This window comes from Pantoea sp. USMM079, assembly GCF_037153115.1.
GTDB classification, from domain to species: domain Bacteria; phylum Pseudomonadota; class Gammaproteobacteria; order Enterobacterales; family Enterobacteriaceae; genus Pantoea; species Pantoea communis.
Genome location: NZ_JBBCKX010000010.1, coordinates 85,772 through 108,147 on the forward strand (window position 1 = coordinate 85,772; position 22,376 = coordinate 108,147).

The 22,376-nt window shown below is 54.5% G+C and carries 26 protein-coding genes; 18 read left to right on the forward strand and 8 right to left on the reverse strand.

The genetic code is table 11. From position 1 onward, the window contains the following. The first annotated feature begins 42 nt into the window (after positions 1 to 42). On the forward strand, positions 43 to 1,263 hold the full coding sequence (argD, locus tag WFP70_RS15130; RefSeq protein WP_166936271.1) for a bifunctional acetylornithine/succinyldiaminopimelate transaminase: 1,221 nt from the start codon (positions 43 to 45) through the stop codon (positions 1,261 to 1,263). Here argD and WFP70_RS15135 read toward each other — a convergent pair whose 3' ends face one another. Together WFP70_RS15135 and crp are read right to left on the reverse strand one after the other, a co-directional pair. Further along, positions 1,264 to 3,339: a YccS/YhfK family putative transporter gene (locus tag WFP70_RS15135; protein ID WP_337023702.1), complete on the reverse strand. Its 2,076-nt coding sequence runs from the start codon at positions 3,337 to 3,339 to the stop codon at positions 1,264 to 1,266. 58 nt (positions 3,340 to 3,397) lie between these two features. Then, positions 3,398 to 4,030 (reverse strand): cAMP-activated global transcriptional regulator CRP, encoded by a 633-nt coding sequence (gene crp, locus WFP70_RS15140; RefSeq protein ID WP_000242758.1) that lies wholly within the window; start codon positions 4,028 to 4,030, stop codon positions 3,398 to 3,400. A 303-nt stretch (positions 4,031 to 4,333) separates the two neighbouring features. Here crp and WFP70_RS15145 point away from each other — a divergent pair, with 303 nt between their 5' ends. After that, positions 4,334 to 4,738: an OsmC family protein gene (locus tag WFP70_RS15145; RefSeq protein WP_034819576.1), complete on the forward strand. Its 405-nt coding sequence runs from the start codon at positions 4,334 to 4,336 to the stop codon at positions 4,736 to 4,738. Between the two features lie 43 nt (positions 4,739 to 4,781). Here WFP70_RS15145 and WFP70_RS15150 read toward each other — a convergent pair whose 3' ends face one another. The 3 genes from WFP70_RS15150 to WFP70_RS15160 form a co-directional block, all read right to left on the reverse strand. Further along, the gene (locus tag WFP70_RS15150; protein ID WP_034819573.1) at positions 4,782 to 5,651 is read right to left on the reverse strand and encodes a phosphoribulokinase; all 870 of its coding nucleotides are present in this window, start codon (positions 5,649 to 5,651) and stop codon (positions 4,782 to 4,784) included. 61 nt (positions 5,652 to 5,712) lie between these two features. Beyond that, positions 5,713 to 5,931, reverse strand: a complete 219-nt coding sequence (locus WFP70_RS15155) for a YheU family protein (protein WP_034820041.1) — start codon at positions 5,929 to 5,931, stop codon at positions 5,713 to 5,715. 2 nt (positions 5,932 to 5,933) lie between these two features. Continuing rightward, positions 5,934 to 6,950, reverse strand: coding sequence for a hydrolase (locus tag WFP70_RS15160; protein WP_034819571.1), 1,017 nt, complete (start codon positions 6,948 to 6,950; stop codon positions 5,934 to 5,936). Between the two features lie 60 nt (positions 6,951 to 7,010). Between WFP70_RS15160 and WFP70_RS15165 the strand changes: the two genes are divergently transcribed. Next, positions 7,011 to 7,613 (forward strand): LysE family translocator, encoded by a 603-nt coding sequence (locus tag WFP70_RS15165; protein WP_034819569.1) that lies wholly within the window; start codon positions 7,011 to 7,013, stop codon positions 7,611 to 7,613. 1 nt (position 7,614) lies between these two features. Here the strand turns inward: WFP70_RS15165 and WFP70_RS15170 are convergent, their stop codons facing one another. Then, positions 7,615 to 8,595, reverse strand: coding sequence for a LacI family DNA-binding transcriptional regulator (locus tag WFP70_RS15170; protein ID WP_058960604.1), 981 nt, complete (start codon positions 8,593 to 8,595; stop codon positions 7,615 to 7,617). 233 nt (positions 8,596 to 8,828) lie between these two features. Between WFP70_RS15170 and tauA the strand changes: the two genes are divergently transcribed. Genes tauA through tauD form a run of 4 tightly spaced genes read left to right on the forward strand, consistent with a single transcriptional unit; the run spans position 8,829 to position 12,247 of the window. Beyond that, the gene (gene tauA / locus WFP70_RS15175; protein ID WP_442956349.1) at positions 8,829 to 9,809 is read left to right on the forward strand and encodes a taurine ABC transporter substrate-binding protein; all 981 of its coding nucleotides are present in this window, start codon (positions 8,829 to 8,831) and stop codon (positions 9,807 to 9,809) included. A 10-nt stretch (positions 9,810 to 9,819) separates the two neighbouring features. After that, complete coding sequence (tauB, locus tag WFP70_RS15180; RefSeq protein ID WP_160834615.1) at positions 9,820 to 10,587, forward strand: taurine ABC transporter ATP-binding subunit; 768 nt, start codon at positions 9,820 to 9,822, stop codon at positions 10,585 to 10,587. Then, positions 10,584 to 11,411 carry a taurine ABC transporter permease TauC gene (gene tauC / locus WFP70_RS15185; RefSeq protein WP_034830793.1) on the forward strand — a complete coding sequence of 276 codons (828 nt, stop codon included), beginning with the start codon at positions 10,584 to 10,586 and terminating at the stop codon, positions 11,409 to 11,411. Before tauB ends, tauC begins: the two co-directional genes overlap by 4 nt. After that, positions 11,408 to 12,247, forward strand: coding sequence for a taurine dioxygenase (tauD, locus tag WFP70_RS15190; protein ID WP_337023700.1), 840 nt, complete (start codon positions 11,408 to 11,410; stop codon positions 12,245 to 12,247). The genes tauC and tauD overlap by 4 nt, the downstream gene beginning before the upstream one ends. A gap of 226 nt (positions 12,248 to 12,473) precedes the next feature. Here the strand turns inward: tauD and WFP70_RS15195 are convergent, their stop codons facing one another. Next, a complete protein-coding gene (locus WFP70_RS15195; protein WP_166936281.1) occupies positions 12,474 to 14,378 on the reverse strand; it encodes an ABC transporter ATP-binding protein in 1,905 nt (634 codons plus the stop codon). Between the two features lie 115 nt (positions 14,379 to 14,493). Here WFP70_RS15195 and kefG point away from each other — a divergent pair, with 115 nt between their 5' ends. From kefG to slyD, 4 genes are all read left to right on the forward strand, one after another. Next, on the forward strand, positions 14,494 to 15,045 hold the full coding sequence (kefG, locus tag WFP70_RS15200; protein ID WP_034830789.1) for a glutathione-regulated potassium-efflux system ancillary protein KefG: 552 nt from the start codon (positions 14,494 to 14,496) through the stop codon (positions 15,043 to 15,045). Next, positions 15,045 to 16,847, forward strand: a complete 1,803-nt coding sequence (kefB, locus tag WFP70_RS15205) for a glutathione-regulated potassium-efflux system protein KefB (protein ID WP_034830786.1) — start codon at positions 15,045 to 15,047, stop codon at positions 16,845 to 16,847. Before kefG ends, kefB begins: the two co-directional genes overlap by 1 nt. A gap of 46 nt (positions 16,848 to 16,893) precedes the next feature. Next, entirely contained in the window at positions 16,894 to 17,088 is a 195-nt protein-coding gene (locus WFP70_RS15210; RefSeq protein ID WP_034830784.1) for a YheV family putative zinc ribbon protein, read from the forward strand. Between the two features lie 193 nt (positions 17,089 to 17,281). Beyond that, entirely contained in the window at positions 17,282 to 17,836 is a 555-nt protein-coding gene (slyD, locus tag WFP70_RS15215; RefSeq protein ID WP_034830781.1) for a peptidylprolyl isomerase, read from the forward strand. A 46-nt stretch (positions 17,837 to 17,882) separates the two neighbouring features. Here the strand turns inward: slyD and WFP70_RS15220 are convergent, their stop codons facing one another. Beyond that, complete coding sequence (locus tag WFP70_RS15220) at positions 17,883 to 18,101, reverse strand: SlyX family protein (protein ID WP_224934449.1); 219 nt, start codon at positions 18,099 to 18,101, stop codon at positions 17,883 to 17,885. Between the two features lie 279 nt (positions 18,102 to 18,380). Between WFP70_RS15220 and fkpA the strand changes: the two genes are divergently transcribed. The 7 genes from fkpA to rpsG all read left to right on the forward strand — a co-directional run bounded on the left by fkpA (position 18,381) and on the right by rpsG (position 22,311). Then, positions 18,381 to 19,211 (forward strand): FKBP-type peptidyl-prolyl cis-trans isomerase, encoded by an 831-nt coding sequence (gene fkpA / locus WFP70_RS15225; protein WP_045833796.1) that lies wholly within the window; start codon positions 18,381 to 18,383, stop codon positions 19,209 to 19,211. 267 nt (positions 19,212 to 19,478) lie between these two features. Further along, positions 19,479 to 20,201, forward strand: coding sequence for a helix-turn-helix transcriptional regulator (locus WFP70_RS15230; protein WP_034830776.1), 723 nt, complete (start codon positions 19,479 to 19,481; stop codon positions 20,199 to 20,201). Then, positions 20,201 to 20,587: a sulfurtransferase complex subunit TusD gene (gene tusD, locus WFP70_RS15235; protein WP_337023699.1), complete on the forward strand. Its 387-nt coding sequence runs from the start codon at positions 20,201 to 20,203 to the stop codon at positions 20,585 to 20,587. Before WFP70_RS15230 ends, tusD begins: the two co-directional genes overlap by 1 nt. Continuing rightward, positions 20,587 to 20,946 (forward strand): sulfurtransferase complex subunit TusC, encoded by a 360-nt coding sequence (gene tusC / locus WFP70_RS15240; RefSeq protein ID WP_034830771.1) that lies wholly within the window; start codon positions 20,587 to 20,589, stop codon positions 20,944 to 20,946. Before tusD ends, tusC begins: the two co-directional genes overlap by 1 nt. Before the next feature lie 9 nt (positions 20,947 to 20,955). Further along, a complete protein-coding gene (gene tusB, locus WFP70_RS15245) occupies positions 20,956 to 21,243 on the forward strand; it encodes a sulfurtransferase complex subunit TusB (protein ID WP_337023698.1) in 288 nt (95 codons plus the stop codon). A gap of 126 nt (positions 21,244 to 21,369) precedes the next feature. Further along, positions 21,370 to 21,744 (forward strand): 30S ribosomal protein S12, encoded by a 375-nt coding sequence (rpsL, locus tag WFP70_RS15250; RefSeq protein WP_006120575.1) that lies wholly within the window; start codon positions 21,370 to 21,372, stop codon positions 21,742 to 21,744. Positions 21,745 to 21,840: 96 nt separating this feature from the next. Then, entirely contained in the window at positions 21,841 to 22,311 is a 471-nt protein-coding gene (gene rpsG / locus WFP70_RS15255; RefSeq protein ID WP_007886246.1) for a 30S ribosomal protein S7, read from the forward strand. Positions 22,312 to 22,376: the final 65 nt, after the last annotated feature.

Genomic DNA, 22,376 nt, shown 5'->3' on the forward strand with positions numbered 1-22,376 from the left:
TAATTTCACTTCAGCTCAATAAATAACCCAATGAGGTCAGCAATGGCAGCGGAAAAACTAGCGGTAACCCGGGAAACGTTCGATAACGTGATTTTGCCTGTTTATGCACCAGCGCAGTTCGTGCCGGTAAAAGGCAAGGGCAGCCGAGTCTGGGATCAGCAGGGCAAAGAGTATATCGACTTCTCCGGCGGTATCGCGGTGACTGCTTTAGGCCATTGCCACCCGGCGCTGGTGGAAACGCTGAAAACGCAGGGCGAAACCCTGTGGCACACCAGCAACGTGTTCACCAACGAACCGGCGCTGCGTCTGGCGAGCAAACTGATTGCAGCGACCTTTGCCGATCGCGTTTTCTTTGGCAACTCCGGCGCGGAAGCTAACGAAGCTGCTTTTAAGCTGGCGCGTTATTACGCCTGCAAAAAACACAGCCCGTTCAAAAGCAAAATCATCGCGTTCCACAATGCGTTCCATGGTCGTACCTTGTTTACCGTTTCTGTTGGCGGCCAGCCGAAATACTCCGACGGCTTTGGTCCAAAGCCGGCAGATATCGTCCATGTGCCGTTTAACGATCTGGATGCGGTGAAAGCAGTGATGGATGACCACACCTGCGCGATTGTCGTTGAACCGATTCAGGGCGAAGGCGGCGTGGTGGCTGCGACGCAGGAATTTATGCAGGGTCTGCGTGCGCTGTGCGATGAGCATAAAGCGCTGCTGGTGCTGGATGAAGTGCAGAGCGGCATGGGTCGTAGCGGTAAGCTGTTCAGCTACGAACATTACGGCATCAAGCCAGACATCATCACCACCGCGAAAGCGCTGGGCGGCGGATTCCCGGTGAGTGCGATGCTAACCACCAATGAAATCGCTTCAGTGATGGCGCCGGGCGTGCACGGCACCACCTATGGCGGCAACCCGCTGGCCTGTGCGATTGCTGAAACGGCTCTGGACATCATCAACACCCCTGAAGTGCTGGGTGGCGTGGAAGCCCGTCGTCAACAGTTCGTTGAGGCACTGCAGGCGATTGACAGCAAATATGATCTTTTCAGTGAGATTCGCGGCAAAGGTTTGCTGATTGGCGCAGCGCTGAAGCCACAGCACGCCAGTAAAGCGCGCGATATCCTCAATGCCTCGGCAGCAGAAGGGTTGATGGTTCTGACCGCAGGCACTGATGTGATTCGTTTTGTGCCGTCACTGGTGATCGAGCCGACTGACATCGAAGAAGGCATGGCGCGTTTCGCCAAAGCGATTGAGAAAGTGCTGGCGGCGTAATCATCCTTTCGGACGCAAAACCTTTAGCCAGCGGCCGTGATGCGGTCGCTGGCTCCAGGCCAGTGAAGAGATGGTGTGCATCACATTCAGGTGTTGCAGGATGCGCTTCACATGCTGCTCGACAATCGTTACCGGCCCTTCATTCATATTCTCCGGCGCTTCCAGAATATTGCTGTCATTGCCTGGCCCGTCATACGCCAGTCGCTGCTGACAGCGCTGCAGCGCAATTTCACAGGATTGCAGATAGCGTTCCGCCAGTTTCGGCGTCAGCATGGTGTGCTCACGCGCCAGGATCGTCATCGCGTTAATATGCTCCACAATGAACTGGCTGTGGGTGACCCACATGCGCATATCTTTCAGGTACTGCGCGTTAAAGCCCGGTTCGCTCGATGCCTGATTCAGTGAGTTGAACAGTGCATTGTGCGCCTGATTGACCTTCATGCGCTGGTAAGCCAGCTTTTCAGGAGATTGCTCCGGCCCCAGCAACATCCGCAAGGCTTCCTGATAAGCCTCCAGCGCATCATGCGCGTTGCTGCGCAGTAATCCGCTCTGCCACTGTGGCCACAGCCAGATCATACCGGCAAAGGCGATCAGGCAGCCCATCAGGGTATCCATCATGCGCGGCAGCAGGAACTGCGCCCCGTTCAGCGACAACAGCTGGAGCGAATACACCGCCGTCACGGTGAAGCCAATCATCGACCAGCCGTAATACTTGCGCGTGACCAGATAGCTGGCGAGGGTGATGGCCAGCATAAACAGCAGGGTGATCGATTCAGGCACTTCGAGCCGTAGCGATCCTGCGGCGATCAGCAATCCGGCAAAGGTGCCCAGCGCACGGTGCTGGATACGCACTCGTGTGGCGCTGTAGCCATTCTGGCTGACAAACATGATGGTCATCAGAATCCAATAAGGCTTGGGAATATTAAAGAACAGCGCCAGCGCACTGCCGAACATCAGCATCACCGAAATACGAGCCGCGGTGCGCAATGCAGCGGACTTGAGCGACAGATAGCTGCGCAGCGCCGGGAACAACGGCAAACGGCGCTGGCGATCGGCCATCAGGTCACGGGTGTATAACGGTTTCTGGGTGCGCAGCACGCGGGCGATGCGGCTGAAATGGTAATAGCAGAAGTTGCCCACCGGATTGTCGGGATGCTGGCGCGCAATTTTTTCCAGCGCGCCGAGCTGCTTTTCCATGTGGAAGCGATCGGGCAATTGATGATAGAGAATGGCATCGGCCAACAGGCGCAGACGCGCAGAGATGGTTTTGGCATTCCAGCGGATCACCGCTTCGGCGTGACTCTGCTCGACCAGCTTTTGCACTTCTTCCGGCTGGTGCAGGCTCACCGAGATGTGCTCCTGCAAATCAAGCGCCACCTGGAAAGCCCGCGTCAGGCGCTTGTGGCTGTTATCGCGGCCGGCAGAGAGCATGTGCATCTGCTGATAGCAGGTGGTGATCAGGTCAACGGCTTTTTGCTGACGCGCCAGCAGCGGCGGCAGCGCTTTCTCGGGATCGGTAAGCTGCGTCAACAGGGTGTATTTTGCATCGCAATAATCCGCCAGTTCCCGATACAGCAGACTGAGCGTTTCGCGCATCGGCTGCTCTTTCCACAGCCAAAACCAGAACCAGTTAAACAGGCCATACCATAGCGTGCCGCCGATATACAGCAGCGGCGGCACCCACATGGGCATGCGTCCTACCAGGCTGAGGCTAAAGATGGCGGCAATCAGTGTGGCGGGCAACAAGCGGCCGTGCAGCGGGCTGATTTCGCCGGTCACGCCTATCAGCAGCGGCAGCACAAACAGGATCAGCGGTAACGGAATGGCGTCACTGGTGAGAAATTGGATCAGGAAACTGGCGGTAGCAAACAGTGAGCCGCCAACAATCAGGCGTTTAAAGAAGCGCTTATGCGGTGTATCAAGACCCGCCATGTTGCAGCAGGCAGGGACTAAGGAGAACAGCAGGCCTTTTTGCAGATCGCCAAACAGCCAGCCTAGTGCCACAGGCAGGCACATCACCAGCGTTTGCCGCAGTGCGTAGTTGACCTCAGGATGATAGATGATTCGGCGCCACATCAGCTCATCGCAAACAAAAACGGCGCGATGTTGCCATCACGCCGTGGGTGATAAGAAATTAGCGGGTGCCGTAGACGACGATGGTTTTACCGTGTGCGGAGATCAGGTTCTGATCTTCCAGCATTTTCAGGATTCGACCCACGGTTTCGCGTGAGCAACCCACGATCTGACCAATCTCCTGACGGGTGATTTTGATTTGCATCCCGTCGGGGTGCGTCATCGCATCGGGTTGTTTCGCCAGATTAAGCAGTGTTTGCGCGATACGGCCCGTCACATCGAGGAAGGCAAGGTTGCCCACTTTCTCGGAAGTGACTTGCAGACGACGCGCCATTTGCGACGAAAGTCGCATTAAAATATCCGGGTTTACCTGAATCAGCTGACGGAATTTTTTGTAGGAAATTTCAGCCACTTCGCAGGCAGTCTTAGCACGTACCCAGGCACTACGTTCCTGGCCTTCTTCAAACAGGCCGAGTTCGCCGATGAAGTCTCCCTGATTGAGGTAGGAGAGGATCATCTCTTTGCCTTCTTCATCTTTGATCAGAACCGCAACGGAACCTTTCACGATGTAGTACAGCGTTTCCGCTTTCTCACCCTGATGGATGAGCGTGCTTTTGGACGGATATTTGTGAATATGGCAATGGGACAGGAACCATTCGAGTGTAGGGTCTGTTTGCGGTTTGCCGAGAACCATTCGCTATTATCCTCTGTTGTAATCGTGCCCAAAACACAGGGGGCAGTTTTCCCTGTCAGGCGGTGTAATCGTCGAGCGTTTCCAGTAAAGGAAAATTATTTCCGGGTAATTCTTAAGCTACGCTTTTGATTCTTCCCGCCTTCGTCTGTGATGACGAAAATATTTTCAGCACTGTTTGTAGCACAGCTTTTGCAAGCTGTCTTCTGTTGTCTCGCTTCAGCAACAGGCGGAAGAGTCTGGATTGCTGTTTATCAAGTGAAAGCGTACTCTGGCGGCAAAACCGCCACTTCAGGAGAAAGAATAATGCAGGCACGAGTGAAATGGGTGGAAGGGCTGACCTTTCTCGGAGAATCCTCATCAGGCCATCAGGTATTAATGGACGGTAACTCGGGTGACAAAGCGCCAAGCCCGATGGAGATGGTTTTGATGGCAGCAGGCGGCTGTAGCGCGATTGACGTGGTATCGATCCTGCAAAAAGGCCGAAATGATGTGGCTGACTGCGAGGTGAAACTTACCTCCGAGCGCCGGGAAGAAGCGCCACGTATTTTTACGCAAATCAACCTGCATTTTATCGTTAGCGGCACAGCGCTAAGCGATAAAGCGGTGGCGCGGGCCGTCGATCTGTCGGCGGAGAAGTATTGCTCGGTGGCGATCATGCTCGGCAATAGTGTGAAAATGACGCACAGTTACGAAGTGATTGAGCGATAACATAAGTGGGCGGCCAAACGGCCGCCGCTACAGAATTTCTGGATTATTCAATCCGTTTACCTTCAATCAGCCGCTGCACCAGTGGCGTCATGATTAACTCCATTGCCAGCCCCATTTTGCCGCCCGGCACCACCAACGTGTTCATATGTGAAATGAACGAGCCCTGGATCATCGCCAGCAGGTAAGGGTAAGCAATGCCTTCCAGTCCACGGAAGTGAATCACCACAAAGCTTTCATCGAGTGACGGAATTTCACGTGCGGCAAATGGGTTGGACGTATCCACCGTAGGTACACGCTGGAAGTTGATGTGGGTGCGCGAGAACTGCGGCGTGATGAAGTTGATATAATCCTCCATTGAACGCACCACTGAATCCATCACCGCTTCACGGGAATGGCCGCGCTCGCTGGTGTCGCGCACCAGCTTTTGAATCCACTCCAGATTGACAATCGGCACCACGCCGACCAGCAAATCGACATGCTCGGCGACGTTGTGCTGCTGTGTAACCACGCCACCGTGTAATCCTTCATAGAACAGCACGTCAGTGTTTTCCGGCAGCGGCTGCCAGGGCGTAAAGGTGCCCGGCACCTGATTCCACGGCACCGCTTCGTCGTAGGTGTGCAGATATTTGCGCGACTCACCCAGCCCGGTTTTTCCGTAATGCTTAAACGTCTGTTCCAGCAGCCCGAAGTCATTGGCTTCCGGACCGAAGTAGCTAATATGACGGCCCAGATCGCGTGCCTTACGGATCGCCATATCCATTTCTGGACGGGTATAACGGTGAAAACTGTCACCTTCCACTTCCGCAGCATGCAGATTCAGCTGCTGGAAAATCTTACGGAAGGCGAGGCTGGTGGTCGTGGTACCGGCACCGCTGGAACCGGTCACGGCAATGATTGGATGCCTGGCTGACATAACAGAACTCCCTGTGAAGTCGGGCGATGAGCATTGTTACCACGAATTACTGCGCGGTGCATTAACCGCGAAACTCGCCTTTCGGCATAATGTTGACGGATTCATGCAGTTCCGACCACACCAGCACAACGTCTCCGCGCTCCAGCTGGCGGCGCACGTCGGCGACTTTCTGTTCCAGGCTGCGCTCCTGCTCACCATAGTCGGTGCCTTCGCGCAGCACGAAAGTTTCAATCAGGTTTTCCAGTGTTGCGACTTCAAGTTCTTGCCAGGGAATAATCACGATCACACATCCAGATAGGTTGAAAGCCAGTCAGGCACACGCTGTTCCAGCCACATTTTCGGCTTCATTAACGTACCGCCAACAAAGCCGACGTGCCCGCCTTGTTGTGTCAGCTGATATTCAATGGAAGGCGACAGTTGCGCCGGCTGCGGGATGACCGCATCGGTCATAAAGGGATCGTCTTTGGCATGGATGATCAGCAGCGGCTTGCGCACGCCCGTGAGCAGAGGCATAGCGCTGGCACGTTGATAATAGTCGTTGGCATCCAGAAAACCGTGCGCCCGTGCGGTAATCGCATCATCAAACTCACGAATGCGGCGAAATGCGCGCAGCTGGCTCAGTTCCACCGGTAGTGTGCCGGGCCAGGCCAGCAGTTTACGCGTAGCGTTCTGTTTCAGCTTGGTCAGTAAATAGTGCTGATAGAAACGAGAAAAGCCAGCATCGAGCTTTTCACTGCAGGGTTCGAGCGCAAAGGGTGCCGAGATGGCGACGGCGGCATCCACAGGCACATCATTTCCCTGCATGCCCAATAAATAGGCCAGCATATTGCCACCGAGTGAAACGCCCACTGCTGCAGTCGGCACCGTGCCCCATTCGCGTTGCAACCAGTGCAGGAAAAAGGTCGCATCTTCGGTTTCACCGGAATGATAGATGCGCTCCAGACGATTCGGCTCGCCGCTGCATCCACGAAAGTGCATCACCACCGCCAGCCAGCCACGCGCCTGACACGCCTGCATCAGGCCATGCGCATACGGGCTACGGAAGCTGCCTTCCAGGCCATGGAACATCACCATGCGCGGCTTGTGACGCGCCTGTGCTGGATCTTCGCTCCACGCGAGATCGACAAAATCACCGTCCGGCAGGTCAAGTCGCTGCCAGTGCGGACGCAGGGTTACGCGCCGACGCAGTATGCGCGGCAGCAGGGTTTGCAGATGCGCGTTACTGAATCCGCGCAGCGGTGTAAATCGCTCGCCGTTCAGGCGATCAAAATAGCTTGGGTAAAGGCTTGTCTGATGCATAACTCGCTGATAGCTTCGATGGGTTGTCCGCTTTACTGGGTGAGGAGCACCCGAATATACATGGAACTGAGTCTTTTTTTATCAATGTTGGGTTTTCTTTGGGTCGCTGCCATCACGCCAGGGCCCAATAATATGTTACTTACCGCCTCAGGTGCTAATTTTGGCTTCCTGCGCACCATCCCGCTGCTCATTGGTATCATGATTGGTATGCAAGTCATGTTGCTGATGGTGGCATTTGGCATCGGTGGTTTGATCCTGCTTTATCCCTCTCTGCATCTGGTGCTGAAGATTGCCGGTAGCCTCTACCTGCTGTGGCTGGCGTGGAAAATTGCCACCGCGGAGTACGAGAAGCTGGAAACTGAAGATGCCAACGTCAAGCAGATGCCGTTCTGGCAGGGTGGCCTGCTACAGTTGATCAACCCAAAAGCCTGGCTGATGGCGTTGGGCGCGGTAGCCAGCTTTAGCCTGGCGGGCGATGCGTATCTGCATTCGGTGATCGCCATCAGTATCGGTATGGCGCTGGTCAATGTGGTATCCGGTGTTATCTGGATGGGATTTGGTTCGCTGATTGGCCGTCTGTTGCGCAGCCCGCGCGCGTGGAAAATCTTCAACCTGGCGATGGGTGCGCTCACTGCCGCCTGTGTACTGCTGATCTGGCGTTGAGTTAGCTGGAGGCGCGTTCAACGCGCTTCCAGGGTAACACCTCACGCACCACGTCACTGTGCGGCTGGCGGATGCGGTTCAGTAGCAGCTGAACACTGCGTGCACCCAGCCGATTCATCGGTTGTTCGATGGTGGTCAGCGGTGGATTGAGGCTGCTGGTGAAGGGAATACCATCAAACCCCACGACAGCGAGATCTTCCGGAATGCGCAATCCGGCCTCCAGCGCGGCGTGAATCACGCCAACCGCCAGCACATCTGAGACTGCAAACACGGCGTCTGGTCGCTCCGGTCGTGCCAGCAGTTCACGCAGTGCGGCACTGCCCGCTTCACACGAAATGTTTTCCGCGTAAGCCACGCCACCCCAATTCAGTTCCAGCTGTTCCAGCGCTTCGCGATAGCCACTTTCACGCTGATGCGAGTAAAGGTAGCGCATATCACAGTTAACCAATGCAATACGGCGGCGGCCTTTGTTGGCCAGATAACGCACGGTTTCGTAAGCCGCTTCTTTATTGTTTATCGTGACACTGGAAGCAGCGATAGCCGGATCGTATTCGGCGCATTGCACCCAAGGCGCGTCACCTATCAACCCCTTCAGCTGTTGCAGGCAGGCCGCGGCATCCATGGTGATCACGCCATCGACCACTTTACCGCTTAATAACGCCAGATAAGCGGCTTCACGCGGCAGCTGTGAGGCCGAATTGCACAACAGGATGTGATAACCCTGCGCTTCGGCTTCAGCTTCAATGCCTTGCACCACACGTGAACAGAAAGGATTGGTGATGTCTGAAATTAACACCAGCAACATATGGCTCTGGGCAGTACGCAGCTGGCGGGCCAGCAGGTTGGGCTGATAGTCACAGTGTTCGATGGCCGCCAATACCTTTGCTCGTGTATCAGAACGCACGCCCGGATGCTGGTTCAACACCCGAGAAACCGTGGCTTTAGACACGCCAGCAAGACGGGCAACTTTCTCAATCGACATGGATTTCAGTACCGCCAGTAGAGGTGAAAAATCAGAAGCCTATCAATAGCACAGTCGCTATGTGAGCGTGTGACATATTTCCGTCTTTACGCCTTCTTTGCATTTGCGCATTTCGCATAGCGTTGCCCGATGTTGATCTAAGAACAGATTTTCATTAGGGATAATTTTTAATTCCTTTATGAAATTACAGCCGCTGGAGAAACTGCCATCACGACATAACATTGGGGTGAATGATGATGGCAGTAAAAAAAACGATAACGGCAGTGGCGGCAGCATTGGCCCTGATGGCATTCCAGGCACAGGCGGTCAACGTCACCGTGGCATATCAAACCTCGGCGGAACCGGCCAAAGTGGCGCAGGCCGATAACACCTTTGCTAAAGAGAGCGGCGCGACGGTCGACTGGCGCAAGTTTGATAGCGGTGCCAGCGTGCTGCGGGCATTGGCTTCCGGTGATGTGCAAATCGGTAATATCGGGTCCAGCCCGCTGGCAGTGGCGGCAACACAGCAGTTGCCCATCGAAGCTTTCTTACTGGCATCACAGCTTGGCAATTCCGAAGCGCTGGTGGTCAAAAAATCCATCACCAGTACCAGGGATCTGATTGGCAAACGCATCGCCGTGCCCTTCATCTCCACCACCCATTACAGCCTGCTGTCAGCGCTCAAACATTGGGGCATCAAGCCATCGCAGGTGCAGTTAGTGAATCTGCAACCGCCAGCCATTATTGCAGCGTGGAAACGCGGTGATATCGACGGCGCGTACGTCTGGTCACCGGCGGTAAACGAGCTGGAAAAGGATGGCACGGTGTTAACCGACTCTTCTCAGGTGGGCAAATGGGGATCGCCAACGCTGGATGTGTGGGTGGTGCGCAAAGATTTCGCTCAGCAGCATCCTGAAGTGGTCACCGCTTTCGCGCGCAGTGCGATTGAGGCACAGCAAGCCTACATTGCGAATCCAGAACAGTGGCTCAAGCAGCCCGACAATCTCAGCAAACTGGCGCGCCTGAGTGGCGTACCGGAAAGCGATGTGCCGGTTCTGGTGCAAGGCAATACCTACCTGACCGCACAGCAGCAGGTGGAACAGCTGGGCAAGCCAGTGAACAAAGCCATTGTTGATACCGCGCACTTCCTGAAAGAGCAGGGCAAAGTGCCGGATGCCGCTAACGATTACAGCAGCTTTGTCACCACGCGCTTTGTCGCGCCTTTGGCGAAATAACGGAGGCCGTATGCTCAGCATCACCAATCTGAATGCACGTTACGCCGGACAACCCGCGCTGCAGGATATCAACCTGCAGCTGGATCAACGCGACCTGCTGGTGGTGCTGGGACCGTCAGGCTGTGGCAAAACCACCTTACTGAACTTGATCGCCGGATTCCTGCCGCTGGAGTCAGGCAGTATCACGCTGGATGGCAAAGCGGTAAATGGACCGGGCGCAGAACGCGGCGTGGTGTTTCAGAACGAAGGGCTACTGCCGTGGCGTAACGTGATCGATAACGTGGCGTTTGGCTTGCAGCTGGCGGGAATGGACAAGGCTGAACGCCACACCATTGCTCGCCGTTTAATCCGCAAAGTCGGACTGGAAGGGGCAGAAAAGCGTTTTGTCTGGCAGCTCTCTGGGGGGCAACGTCAGCGCGTGGGGATTGCGCGTGCGCTGGCGGCTGATCCTCAGTTGCTGCTGTTAGATGAGCCGTTTGGTGCGCTGGATGCCTTTACACGCGAACAGATGCAAACCCTGCTGCTGACGCTGTGGCGTGATACCGGCAAACAGATTCTGTTGATTACCCACGATATTGAAGAAGCGGTGTTTCTTGCCAGCGAACTGGTGCTGCTGTCGCCGGGGCCAGGCCGTGTGGTGGAGCGCATCAAACTCGACTTCGGTCAGCGCTTCGCTGCGGGTGAACCGTGCCGCAGTATCAAATCCGACCCGGCCTTTATCGAGCGCCGTGAATATGTGCTGAATCAGGTCTTTTCCCAGCGGGAGGCGTTTGTATGAGCGCGGTGATTGATGAGAAAACCCAGACTCGCCGACGCACGTTGCGCTGGCCTTTTTCACCGCAGTTTTCCCTGAGCTTGCTGAGTGTAGCCGTGCTGCTGCTGGTGTGGTGGAGCGTGACGGCGCTCAATTTGGTGGCACCGCTATTTCTGCCGCCGCCCCAGCAGGTGCTGCAAAAACTGCTGCTGATCGCCAGCCCGCAAGGCTTTATGGATGCGACCCTATGGCAGCACCTGGGCGCCAGCCTGACGCGCATGCTGGTGGCGCTGTTCTTCGCTGCGTTGATTGGCATCCCGGTGGGGATTGCAATGGGCCTAAGTCCCGCGATTAGGGGGCTGCTCGATCCGCTGATTGAACTCTATCGTCCGGTGCCGCCATTGGCCTATTTGCCGCTGATGGTGATTTGGTTTGGCATCGGCGAAACCTCGAAAATCTTACTGATTTATCTGGCGATCTTCGCGCCGGTGACGCTGTCGACGTTGGCGGGTGTGAAAAATGCTCAGCAGGTGCGGATTCGCGCTGCGCAGGCACTAGGCGCTACGCGCTGGCAACTGCTGCGCTTTGTCATCCTGCCGGGCGCATTGCCTGAAATCCTTACCGGTTTACGCATTGGCCTCGGCGTCGGCTGGTCAACGCTGGTGGCTGCCGAGCTGATTGCCGCCACGCGCGGACTGGGATTTATGGTGCAGTCGGCGGGCGAGTTCCTTGCCACCGATGTGGTGCTGGCCGGAATCGCCGTAATTGCCTTGATCGCTTTTAGCTTAGAACTGGGTCTGCGCGCTTTGCAGCGCCGATTAACGCCCTGGAATGGAGAACAGCAATGAACGAACGTATCACTTTTACCGCGCTGGGCCCGCATATCGGTGCGCAGGTTAGCGATCTCGATCTCAGCCGCCCGTTAAGCGACGCGCAGTTTGAGCAGCTTTATCATGGTCTGCTGCGCCATCAGGTGTTGTTCCTGCGCAATCAGGTGATCACGCCGGAACAGCAGCGCGCTTTGGCGATCCGCTTCGGTGATCTGCACATCCATCCGGTGTATCCGCATGCAGAGGGGGTGGAAGAAATTATCGTGCTGGATACCCATCAGGATAATCCACCGGATAACGATAACTGGCACACCGACGTGACCTTTATTGAAACGCCGCCGGCGATTGCGATTTTAGCGTCTAAGTTGCTGCCGGAGAGCGGTGGCGACACGCTGTGGTCAACCGGCATTGCAGCTTATGAAGCGCTGTCCGAGCCTTTCAAGCAGCTGCTGAGTGGCTTGCAGGCAGAACACGATTTCAAGAAGTCATTCCAGGAATATAAATACCGTAAGACCGAAGAGGAACATCAACGCTGGCAACAAGCCGTAGCGAAGCATCCGCCGGTACACCATCCCGTCATTCGCACGCACCCGGTGAGTGGGCGTAAGGCGCTGTTTGTGAATGAAGGCTTCACGACGCGTTTACTGGGATTGAGTGAGAAGGAGAGCGAAGCACTGCTGAATTTCCTGTTCTGGCACACGGCAAAACCGGAGTTTCAGGTGCGCTGGCGCTGGCAGGAGAATGATGTGGCGATCTGGGATAACCGCGTGACGCAGCATTATGCGAATGCCGATTACTATCCGGCGCGGCGAGTAATGCATCGGGCGACGGTGTTAGGGGATGTTCCGTTTTAAAAGAGTGCGGTGGTAAACCAGGTCGGCCTAAATGCCGACCTGTCGGCAGAAGTTGAACAAGAATACCGGACTTACAACAGACGCTGAGCATCCACGAAATCCGCACCAGACATACTTGCCTGACAGCAGAAGCTGAACAAGAATGCTGGCCTTCCAGAGATGCGAACCCTGCCTGCTGATCTTACAGCAGGCACTCACCCTGCAGGGGCAGCATGGATGCTGAACACTAACTCGCCAGCATCTGCTCCAGTTGTTCCTGAGCATCCAGCCAGGCCATTTCAACGTCTTCCAGCGCCGATTTGCTTTCAGCCTGACGTTGCAGCGCCGAGGTTAAATCGGCCTTACGGCTCTGATCGTAAATTGCACTGTCTGACAGCATCGCTTCCGCTTCGCTGAGCTGGCTCTGCCACTTCGCCATCTGCTTCTCTAACTTCTCGATCTCTTTACGCAACGGCTGGGTTTGCGCGCGCAGTTCAGCATCGCGGCGTTTCTGATCTTTACGAGACTGGGCGCTGTTGGCGTTATCCTGCTTCGGTGCAGCATCCTGCTGGGCTTGCTGCTTTTGCAGATCGCTCAACCACTGCTGGTAATCATCGAGATCGCCTTCAAACACATCGACTTTGCGGTCATGCACCAGATAGAGATCGTCGGTGGTGGATCGTAGTAAATGACGGTCATGCGAAACCACCACCAGCGCGCCTTCGAAATCAATCAGCGCTTCGGTCAATGCCTGACGCATGTCGAGATCAAGGTGGTTGGTCGGTTCATCGAGTAGCAGCAGATTTGGACGTTGCCAGACGATCAGTGCCAGCACCAGTCGCGCTTTTTCACCGCCTGAGAAACGTTCAGTGATTTCACTGACTTTATCACCCTGGAAACCGAAGCCGCCGAGATAATCACGCAGCTGTTGTTCCAGCGTTTGTGGCGCAATGCGGGCCAGATGCTGCAATGGCGATTCATCGGCGCGCAGGTATTCAAGTTGATGCTGAGCGAAGTAGCCAAGCTTGATGCCTTTTGCCAGGCCAACTTTGCCATCCAGCGCTTCAATTTCACCGGCCAGCAGTTTGATCAGCGTTGATTTACCCGCACCGTTACGGCCGAGTAGACCGATGCGTGAACCCGGTACCAGATTCAGTTTGATGGCATCAAGAATGATGCGTTCGCCATAACCCGCCGTGACTTTCTCCATTTTCAATAATGGATTGGGCAGGCTCTCTGGTGCGCGGAAGCTGAAGCTGAACGGGTTATCGACGTGAGCCGGGGCAATTAACTCCATGCGCTCCAGCATCTTGATACGGCTCTGCGCCTGTTTGGCTTTAGTGGCCTGGGCGCGGAAGCGATCGATGTACTTTTGCAGGTGCTGTACTTTTTCCTGCTGGCTCTGGAACAACGCCTGCTGCTGCGCCAGTTTGGCGACGCGCTGGCGCTCGAACGAGCTGTAGTTGCCGGTGTATTCGAACATCGTTTGCTGTTCGATATGAATGATTTTATCCACCACCGGATCAAGGAAGTCACGGTCATGCGAGATGAGGATCAGCGTGCCTTCATAGCTTTTCAACCAGCGCTCTAGCCAGATAACAGCGTCAAGATCGAGGTGGTTAGTCGGTTCATCAAGTAGCAGCAGATCGGATCGGCACACCAGCGCTTGCGCAAGGTTAAGGCGCATGCGCCAGCCACCGGAGAAATCACTCACCGGCCGCATTAATTGTTCCTGGCTAAAGCCCAATCCGTGCAGCAGGCTGGAGGCGCGAGCATGTATGCTCCACGCCTGAATTGCATCCAGCTTGCCATGCAGCAGAGCGATGGCGTTGCCGTCATCCCTGGCGTTGGCATCAGCTAATTCGGATTCAAGCTGACGATATTCGCGGTCGCCGTCGATAACATATTCCAGCGCGGCTTTAGTGAGGGCCGGGGTTTCCTGGTTCACCCATGCCAGCGCCCAGTTACCTGGAAAAGTGAAATTGCCTGCATCACTGCTAATTTCGCCCTTCAGTAGCGACAGCAGCGTGGATTTTCCACAGCCGTTCTTACCCACCAAACCGACTTTTTGGCCGGGATTAATGGTGGCTGTTGCGTTGTCCAGCAGCACGTTAGTGCCGCGGCGTATTTGTAATGCGGAAAAGACAATCATAAGCGCCGTATCGTCAGAATATGTTAATTTATCGGCAACATAATTCAATAATGGTTAGTTGCGTCGAGCATGGTAGCGGAATTCCGTTGCGGTGACGACGCTTTGGAGGGGAACGATGTCGCAGCCACCCAAAATTTTGCTGCTTTACGCCCATCCGGAAACACAGGATTCGATTGCTAATCGGGTTTTGCTGCAGTCGGCTATGGAACTGGACCACGTCACGGTGCACGATTTATACGCCCACTATCCGGATTTTTTCATTGATATTCATTACGAGCAGCAGCTGTTGCGCGAACACCAAATCATCGTTTTCCAGCATCCGTTGTATACCTATAGCTGCCCGGCTTTGCTGAAAGAGTGGCTGGATCGCGTGTTGTCGCGTGGGTTTGCCAGCGGCCAGGACGGGAATGCGCTGGAGGGCAAGTACTGGCGCAGCGTGGTGACCACCGGAGAACCGGAAACCGCGTATCACCATAACGGCCTGAATCGTTACCCGATGAGCGACATCATGCGTCCGTTTGAGCTGACGGCGCAGATGTGTCGTATGCACTGGATGACGCCGATGGTGATCTATTGGGCTCGCCGCCAGACACCGGAAGTGATGCGCAATTATGCGCGCGCCTACCGTGACTGGCTCTCGTCACCCTTGCCGCAGGGAGTGATGTGATGGAAGGTCAAACGTTACTCACTGCCGGAGTGATTTATCTGGTGGCCGCTGTGGTTGTGGTGCCGATTGCGGCCCGACTTGGCATTGGTGCCGTGCTGGGTTATCTGGTGGCAGGCATTGCCATCGGGCCGTGGGGGCTAGGCTTTATCAGCGACGTTGATGAGATTCTGCACTTCTCCGAACTCGGCGTGGTGTTCCTGATGTTCATCATCGGGCTGGAGTTAAATCCCGCCAAGCTCTGGGCGTTAAGACGTTCAATCTTTGGCGTGGGCGCTGCGCAGGTATTGGTTTCTGCCGCGATTCTCGGTGTGCTGTTGTGGCTAACCAACTTTAGCTGGCAGGCCGCGATTATCGGCGGGATTGGCCTGGCGATGTCCTCCACGGCTATGGCACTGCAATTGATGCGCGATAAAGGCATGAATCGTAGCGAAGCGGGACAACTCGGCTTCTCAGTGCTCCTCTTCCAGGATTTGGCTGTCATTCCTGCATTAGCACTTGTGCCGTTGCTGGCCGGAGGGGACAGCGGTCATGTTGACTGGCTGAAAGTCGGCATGAAGGTGCTGGCGTTTGCCGGCATGCTGGTGGGTGGCCGTTATCTGCTGCGTCCGATTTTCCGCTTTATCGCCGCTTCCGGTGTGCGTGAAGTGTTCACGGCGGCTTCATTATTACTGGTGCTGGGCTCGGCGCTGTTTATGGATATGCTAGGGCTGTCGATGGCGCTCGGCACCTTTATCGCCGGGATCCTGCTGGCCGAGAGTGAATATCGGCACGAGCTGGAAGTGGCGATCGAACCCTTCAAAGGGTTGCTGCTCGGGCTGTTCTTTATTTCCGTCGGCATGGCGCTGAATTTGGGCGTGCTCTATACCCATATCGCGGAGATTATCCTTGGCGTAGTGATTCTCGTGGCGGTCAAGACGCTGGTGCTCTATGTGCTGGGCCGTATTTATGGTTTACGCAGTTCCGAGCGCCTGCAGTTTGCCGGGGTGCTTAGCCAGGGCGGTGAATTTGCTTTTGTGCTGTTTTCAGCGGCCTCGTCGGCCAAACTGTTTAGCGGCGATCAATTACCACTGTTGCTGGTGACGGTGACGCTGTCGATGATGACCACACCGCTGTTGATGCAGGGGGTGGATAAAATTCTCGCACGTCGGTTCAATGAGCCCGATGATGACAATGAGAAGCCGTTTGTCGAAGATGATCAGCCGCAGGTCATTGTGGTTGGCTTTGGTCGTTTTGGTCAGGTGGTGGGCCGCTTGCTGATGGCTAACAATAAGCGTATTACGGTGCTGGAGCGTGACATCTCGGCTGTCAGCCTGATGCGCAAATATGGCTATAAGGTTTACTACGGCGATGCCACTGAGCTTGAGTTACTGCGTGCTGCCGGTGCGGAGAATGCACAATCCATTGTGATTACCTGCAATGATCCGGAAGATTCGATGTCCATCGTTCACCTTTGCCAGCAGCACTTCCCGCAGCTGGAAATTCTGGCGCGTGCGCGTGGCCGTGTGGAAGCCCATGAATTACTGCAAGCGGGCGTGACGTTGTTCTCGCGTGAAACCTTCTCAAGTGCGCTGGAGCTGGGGCGCAAGACGCTGATTTCACTCGGCATGCATCCGCATCAGGCGCAACGCGCGCAACAGCATTTCCGCCGACTCGATATGCGCATGCTACGTGAGCTGGTGCCAAGCCACGATGATAATGCGCAGGCCTCACGTGTGCGTGAAGCTCGTCGTGAGTTAGAAGACATCTTCCAGCGCGAAATGCAGCATGAAAAACGTCAGATCGACGGTTGGGATGACGAGTAGGACTACACTTAACATATCCGTTGCTTAATAGCGGGCAGGAAAGAGTATGCGTAAACGTTTTATTGCTGGTGCGGTATGTCCGCAATGTCAGGAAAAAGACACGCTGGCGTTATGGCGTGAAAACAATGTCGAAGTGGTGGAGTGCGTGCAGTGCGGCCATCAAATGCGTGAAGCGGATAAACAAGTTCGCGATAAGGTGCGCAGCAATGAGCAAGTGATCGGCATTTTTCATCCTGAGTAGCAGAATGGCGCAGCTTTTTTTAAGCTTAAACTTACAGCGGGATTGAATTCCGCTACAATCGGCGCCATTAACGCTGAGCAGTATGCAGCAACACATTTGTTGGCATCCTCAGTCTTGAACCTTTCTGGTTGGTTATTGCACGCAAAATAGACCAATGAGACGGGATCTCAGTTCTCAACGGTTAGGAGATATCATGAAAGTAGCAAAAGACCTGGTGGTGAGCCTGGCGTATCAGGTTCGTACCGAAGACGGTGTGTTGGTTGACGAGTCACCGGTGAGTGCACCGTTGGACTATCTGCACGGTCATGGTTCCCTGATTTCTGGTCTGGAAAAAGCGCTGGAAAATCACGCGGTTGGCGATAAGTTTGATGTGCATATTCCGGCAAACGACGCTTACGGTCAGTACGATGACAACCTGGTGCAGCGTGTACCAAAAGACGTGTTCATGGGCGTCGATGAACTGCAGGTTGGCATGCGCTTCCTGGCAGAAACCGATCAGGGTCCAGTGCCGGTTGAAATCACTGAAGTGGAAGACGAGCACGTTGTGGTTGATGGTAACCACATGCTGGCGGGTCAGAACCTGAACTTCAACGTGGAAGTGGTAGCGATCCGTGAAGCAACGGAAGAAGAAATCGCACACGGCCATGTACATGGTGCAGATGGTCATCATCATGACCACGATCACGACCATGGTCACGATCACGGCCAGGGCGGTTGTGGTACTGGCGGTTGCGGTTGCAGCCACTAAGTTCTGCATTGAACAACAAAAGGCCACCTTCAGGTGGCCTTTTGCTTTAATAGTGCGGTGGTGGCGTCTCTTCGGACTGCGAAGCAATCGGTGAAGGTGTCGCTGCTTTCACTTTATCCACTAATAAACGTACCTGTTCGCGCATACGACTCATCTCCAGTTCATGTTGAGTCACCGTCAGATTGAGCTGATCGATGGTGTGCTCCTGAAATGCCAGTTTGCTCTCCAGCGCCTCAAGGCGTTGTTCCCACTCTTCTTGTTGCATCATCTCTTCTCCTGTCACGGTGCTGCGCCTGGCGCGTATCGGGCGTGATTCTACGGTCTTTAGCGGCAGAATCACCCGATTTTTAACCTTTATGGGGCTTTGCGGTTGAAATCAGCGCTAATGCCTTCATCTCTGGTGAAACTTCCTGATGCAAAAAAGGTCGGATGTTAAGCGGGTAATTACGTTGTGGGAGTGTTCGCCGCTGCCACGTAAAGTTATAGTGTGGGCCACTGTCCGCAATGATTCCCGAGGTTTAGATGCTTCGGTTTTGGAGAAAGGATGAAATCACTGTTTAAAGTCACATTGTTAGCTACCACCATGGCCATTGCGCTGAATGCACCGCTGGCAATGGCAGCTGAAACCGCTGCGGCTCCGGCTGACGCTGCTCAGGCAGCACCGCAGGCACCGAAAAATGCTGCCTTCAAAAACGAAGACCAGCAGTCAGCTTATGCGCTGGGTGCTTCTTTGGGTCGCTACATGGACAACTCTCTGAAGGAACAAGAGAAACTGGGCATCAAACTGGACAAAGATCAGTTGATCGCAGGTGTTCAGGATGCATTCGGTGGCAAGAGCAAACTGTCTGATCAAGAGATCGAGCAGACACTGCAAGCCTTCGAAGGCCGCGTGAAAGGCGCTGCACAGGCGAAGATGGAAAAAGACGCGAAAGAGAACTCTGACAAGGGTGCCGCTTACGCTGATAAATTCGCCAAAGAAAAAGGCGTGAAGAAAACTGAATCTGGCTTGCTGTATCAGGTTGAGAAAGAAGGCACCGGTGACGCACCTAAAGACAGCGACACCGTCGTCGTGAACTATAAAGGTACGCTGATCGACGGTACCGAGTTCGATAACTCTTACACCCGTGGCGAGCCACTGTCATTCCGTCTCGACGGCGTGATCCCAGGCTGGACCGAAGGTCTGAAGCACGTGAAGAAAGGCGGCAAGATCAAGCTGGTGATCCCACCGAACCTGGCTTACGGCAAAAATGGCGTTCCGGGCATTCCGGCCAACTCAACGCTGGTATTTGATGTTGAGCTGCTGGATATCAAGCCAGCGCCAAAAGCGGATGAGAAAGCACAGGCTCCGGCCGCTGCTGATAAGAAAGCGCAGTAATCTGCTTGCGCTTCTGACGCCGCCTCCGGGCGGCGTTTTTATTTGTCCGCCAGACTTGAGCTGCGCTGGCTGTGCTCGCCATCCTCACTCATGCTCAGGGCTGAACCAATATGCCGTCTTGCAGCAACCCAAATTGTTTAGGGGAATGAGTAAAGCTCTGGCTAAACACCCCGACATTTGCCAGACTAGCGCCTGCACAACTATCACAATATGAGTCTGCCCCAAAGCTGTCGAGACAGGCTCCAGCCATTTAGGGTAATGTCTTCGATGTCTAATCCATTCAATCCCGGTGAACTGACTGACTTCGATTTACTGGAGCAACGTCCGTTCGAGCAAGCCGATTACGATATTCTCAAATCTTACGAAGCCGTCGTTGATGGTCTCGCGATGCTGATCGGCTCGCACTGCGAAATCGTGCTGCACTCGCTGGAAGATTTGAAATGCTCCGCCGTGCGCATCGCCAACGGTGAACATACCGGCCGTAAAGTGGGCTCGCCGATTACCGATTTGGCACTGCGCATGCTGCACGATATGCATGGTGCCGACAGCAATGTGTCCCGCGCATACTTCACGCGCGCTAAGAGCGGCGTGCTGATGAAATCGGTCACCATCGCGATTCGCAATCGTCAGCAACGCGTGATTGGCCTGCTTTGTATTAACATGAACCTTGATGTGCCGTTCTCGCAGATTATGTCGACCTTTATGCCGCCGGAAATGCAGCAGGTAGATTCCAACGTCAACTTTGCCAGCTCAGTCGAAGACCTGGTGATGCAAACGCTGGAATTTACCATTGAGGAAGTGAGCAACGACCGCAATGTGTCGAACAACGCCAAGAATCGCCAGATTGTGCTCAACCTGTACGAGAAGGGAATTTTTGATATCAAGGATGCGATTAACCAGGTGGCCGATCGTCTCAATATTTCCAAACACACGGTTTACCTCTACATCCGCCAGTTCAAAAGTGGAGACTTCCAGGGGCAGGATCGCTAATGCGTTATACCTTACTGGTGACGGGGCCGGCATACGGTACGCAGCATGCCAGTAGTGCATTGCTGTTTGCTCGTGCGTTGCTCAAAGCAGGGCACCAGTTGGAAAGTGTTTTCTTTTATAGAGAAGGCGTGCTGAATGCCAATCAGCTCACTTCACCTGCCAGCGATGAAGTCGATGTGGTGCGCGCATGGCAGCAACTGCGCGAAGAGAGTGGTGCCGCGCTAAATATTTGCGTGGCTGCCGCATTGCGCCGTGGCGTGACGGATGAGCAGGAAGCGACGCGCTTGCAACTGGTGGGCAGTAATTTGCAGCCTGGTTTTGAACTGAGCGGCTTAGGTGCGCTGGCAGAAGCCGCGTTGAGCTGTGATCGTTTGGTGCAATTCTGATGAATCGTGTGGCATTTCTTTTCACTCAGGCACCCCACGGCAGCAGCGCGGGCAGGGAAGGGCTGGATGCGGTGCTGGCCACTGGCGCGCTCAGCGAAGACATTGGACTGTTCTTTATTGGCGATGGCGTGCTGCAACTGCAACGCGCACAGCAGCCTGAGCAGATTTTGGCTCGCAACTATATCGCGACGTTTGGCGTGCTCGATCTCTACGACATCGACCAGTGTTTCGCCTGCCGCGAGTCACTTGATGCGCGCGGGCAAAGCCTGACGGCTGAACGCGTGATGACGGCTGAAGTGCTGGATGCCGCGACACTGCGCCAGAAACTCGCCACTTATCATCGAATCCTTCGTTTCTGAGAATCCAACATGCTCTACACGCTACTGCAATCACCCTGGCAATGCGATATCGATAGCCTGTTACTGCTGATGCAGGAGGGCGACGACTTGCTGCTAATGCAGGATGGCGTCACGGCCGCGCTTGAGGGCAGCCAGATGTTCATCAAGCTGCAAGCCTCTCCGGCCGCGCTTTGGGTTCTTGAGGAAGATGTGGTCGCGCGTGGGTTGGTTGAGCAAATTTCGACCAAAGTAGCACGTTTGGACTATACTGGTTTCGTTACGATGACGGTGAAGCACCAACAACAAGTGGCCTGGTAGCAAGGAAAACCTGGTTATTTCTTGACACCCTTTTGACACAGCCCTAAAATTCTGCCTCCTCGTAGTAATACGAGGCGATTTATTACGTGTTTACGAAGCAAAAAGCTAAATCCCAGGAGCTATTTAATGGCAACAGTTAACCAGCTGGTTCGCAAACCACGCGTACGCAAAGTTGCAAAGAGCAACGTGCCTGCGCTGGAAGCTTGCCCGCAGAAACGTGGTGTTTGTACTCGTGTGTACACCACTACCCCTAAAAAACCAAACTCAGCACTGCGTAAAGTTTGCCGTGTGCGTTTGACTAACGGTTTTGAAGTTACCTCCTACATCGGCGGTGAAGGTCATAACCTCCAGGAACACTCAGTGATCCTGATTCGTGGCGGTCGTGTTAAAGACTTGCCAGGTGTGCGTTACCACACCGTTCGCGGCGCGCTTGACTGCTCAGGTGTTAAAGACCGTAAGCAGTCACGCTCCAAGTACGGCGTGAAGAAGCCAAAGGCTTAATGGTTCTCCGTTAAGTAAGGCCAAACATTTTCACTTTAATGTCAAAATAAACTCGTAGAGTTTTGGACAATCCTGAATTAACAACGGAGTATTTCCATGCCACGTCGTCGCGTCATTGGTCAGCGTAAAATCCTGCCAGATCCTAAGTTCGGATCAGAATTGCTGGCTAAATTTGTAAACATCCTGATGGTAGATGGTAAAAAATCTACTGCAGAATCTATCGTCTATACCGCACTTGATACCCTGGCTCAACGTGCAGGTAAAGATGGTCTGGAAGCTTTTGAAGTTGCACTCGAAAACGTACGTCCGACTGTAGAAGTTAAGTCACGTCGCGTTGGTGGTTCAACCTACCAGGTTCCAGTTGAAGTCCGTCCGGTTCGTCGTAATGCTCTGGCAATGCGTTGGATCGTTGAAGCTGCTCGTAAACGCGGTGATAAATCAATGGCTCTTCGCCTGGCGAACGAACTTTCTGATGCTGCAGAGAACAAAGGTACTGCAGTTAAGAAACGTGAAGACGTTCACCGTATGGCTGAAGCCAACAAGGCGTTCGCACACTACCGCTGGTAACAGCCACGTAGTTGTTATTAACCCAGCGGGCGTCCCAGTGGCTTACCTGCTGGGCTTTTTTAACT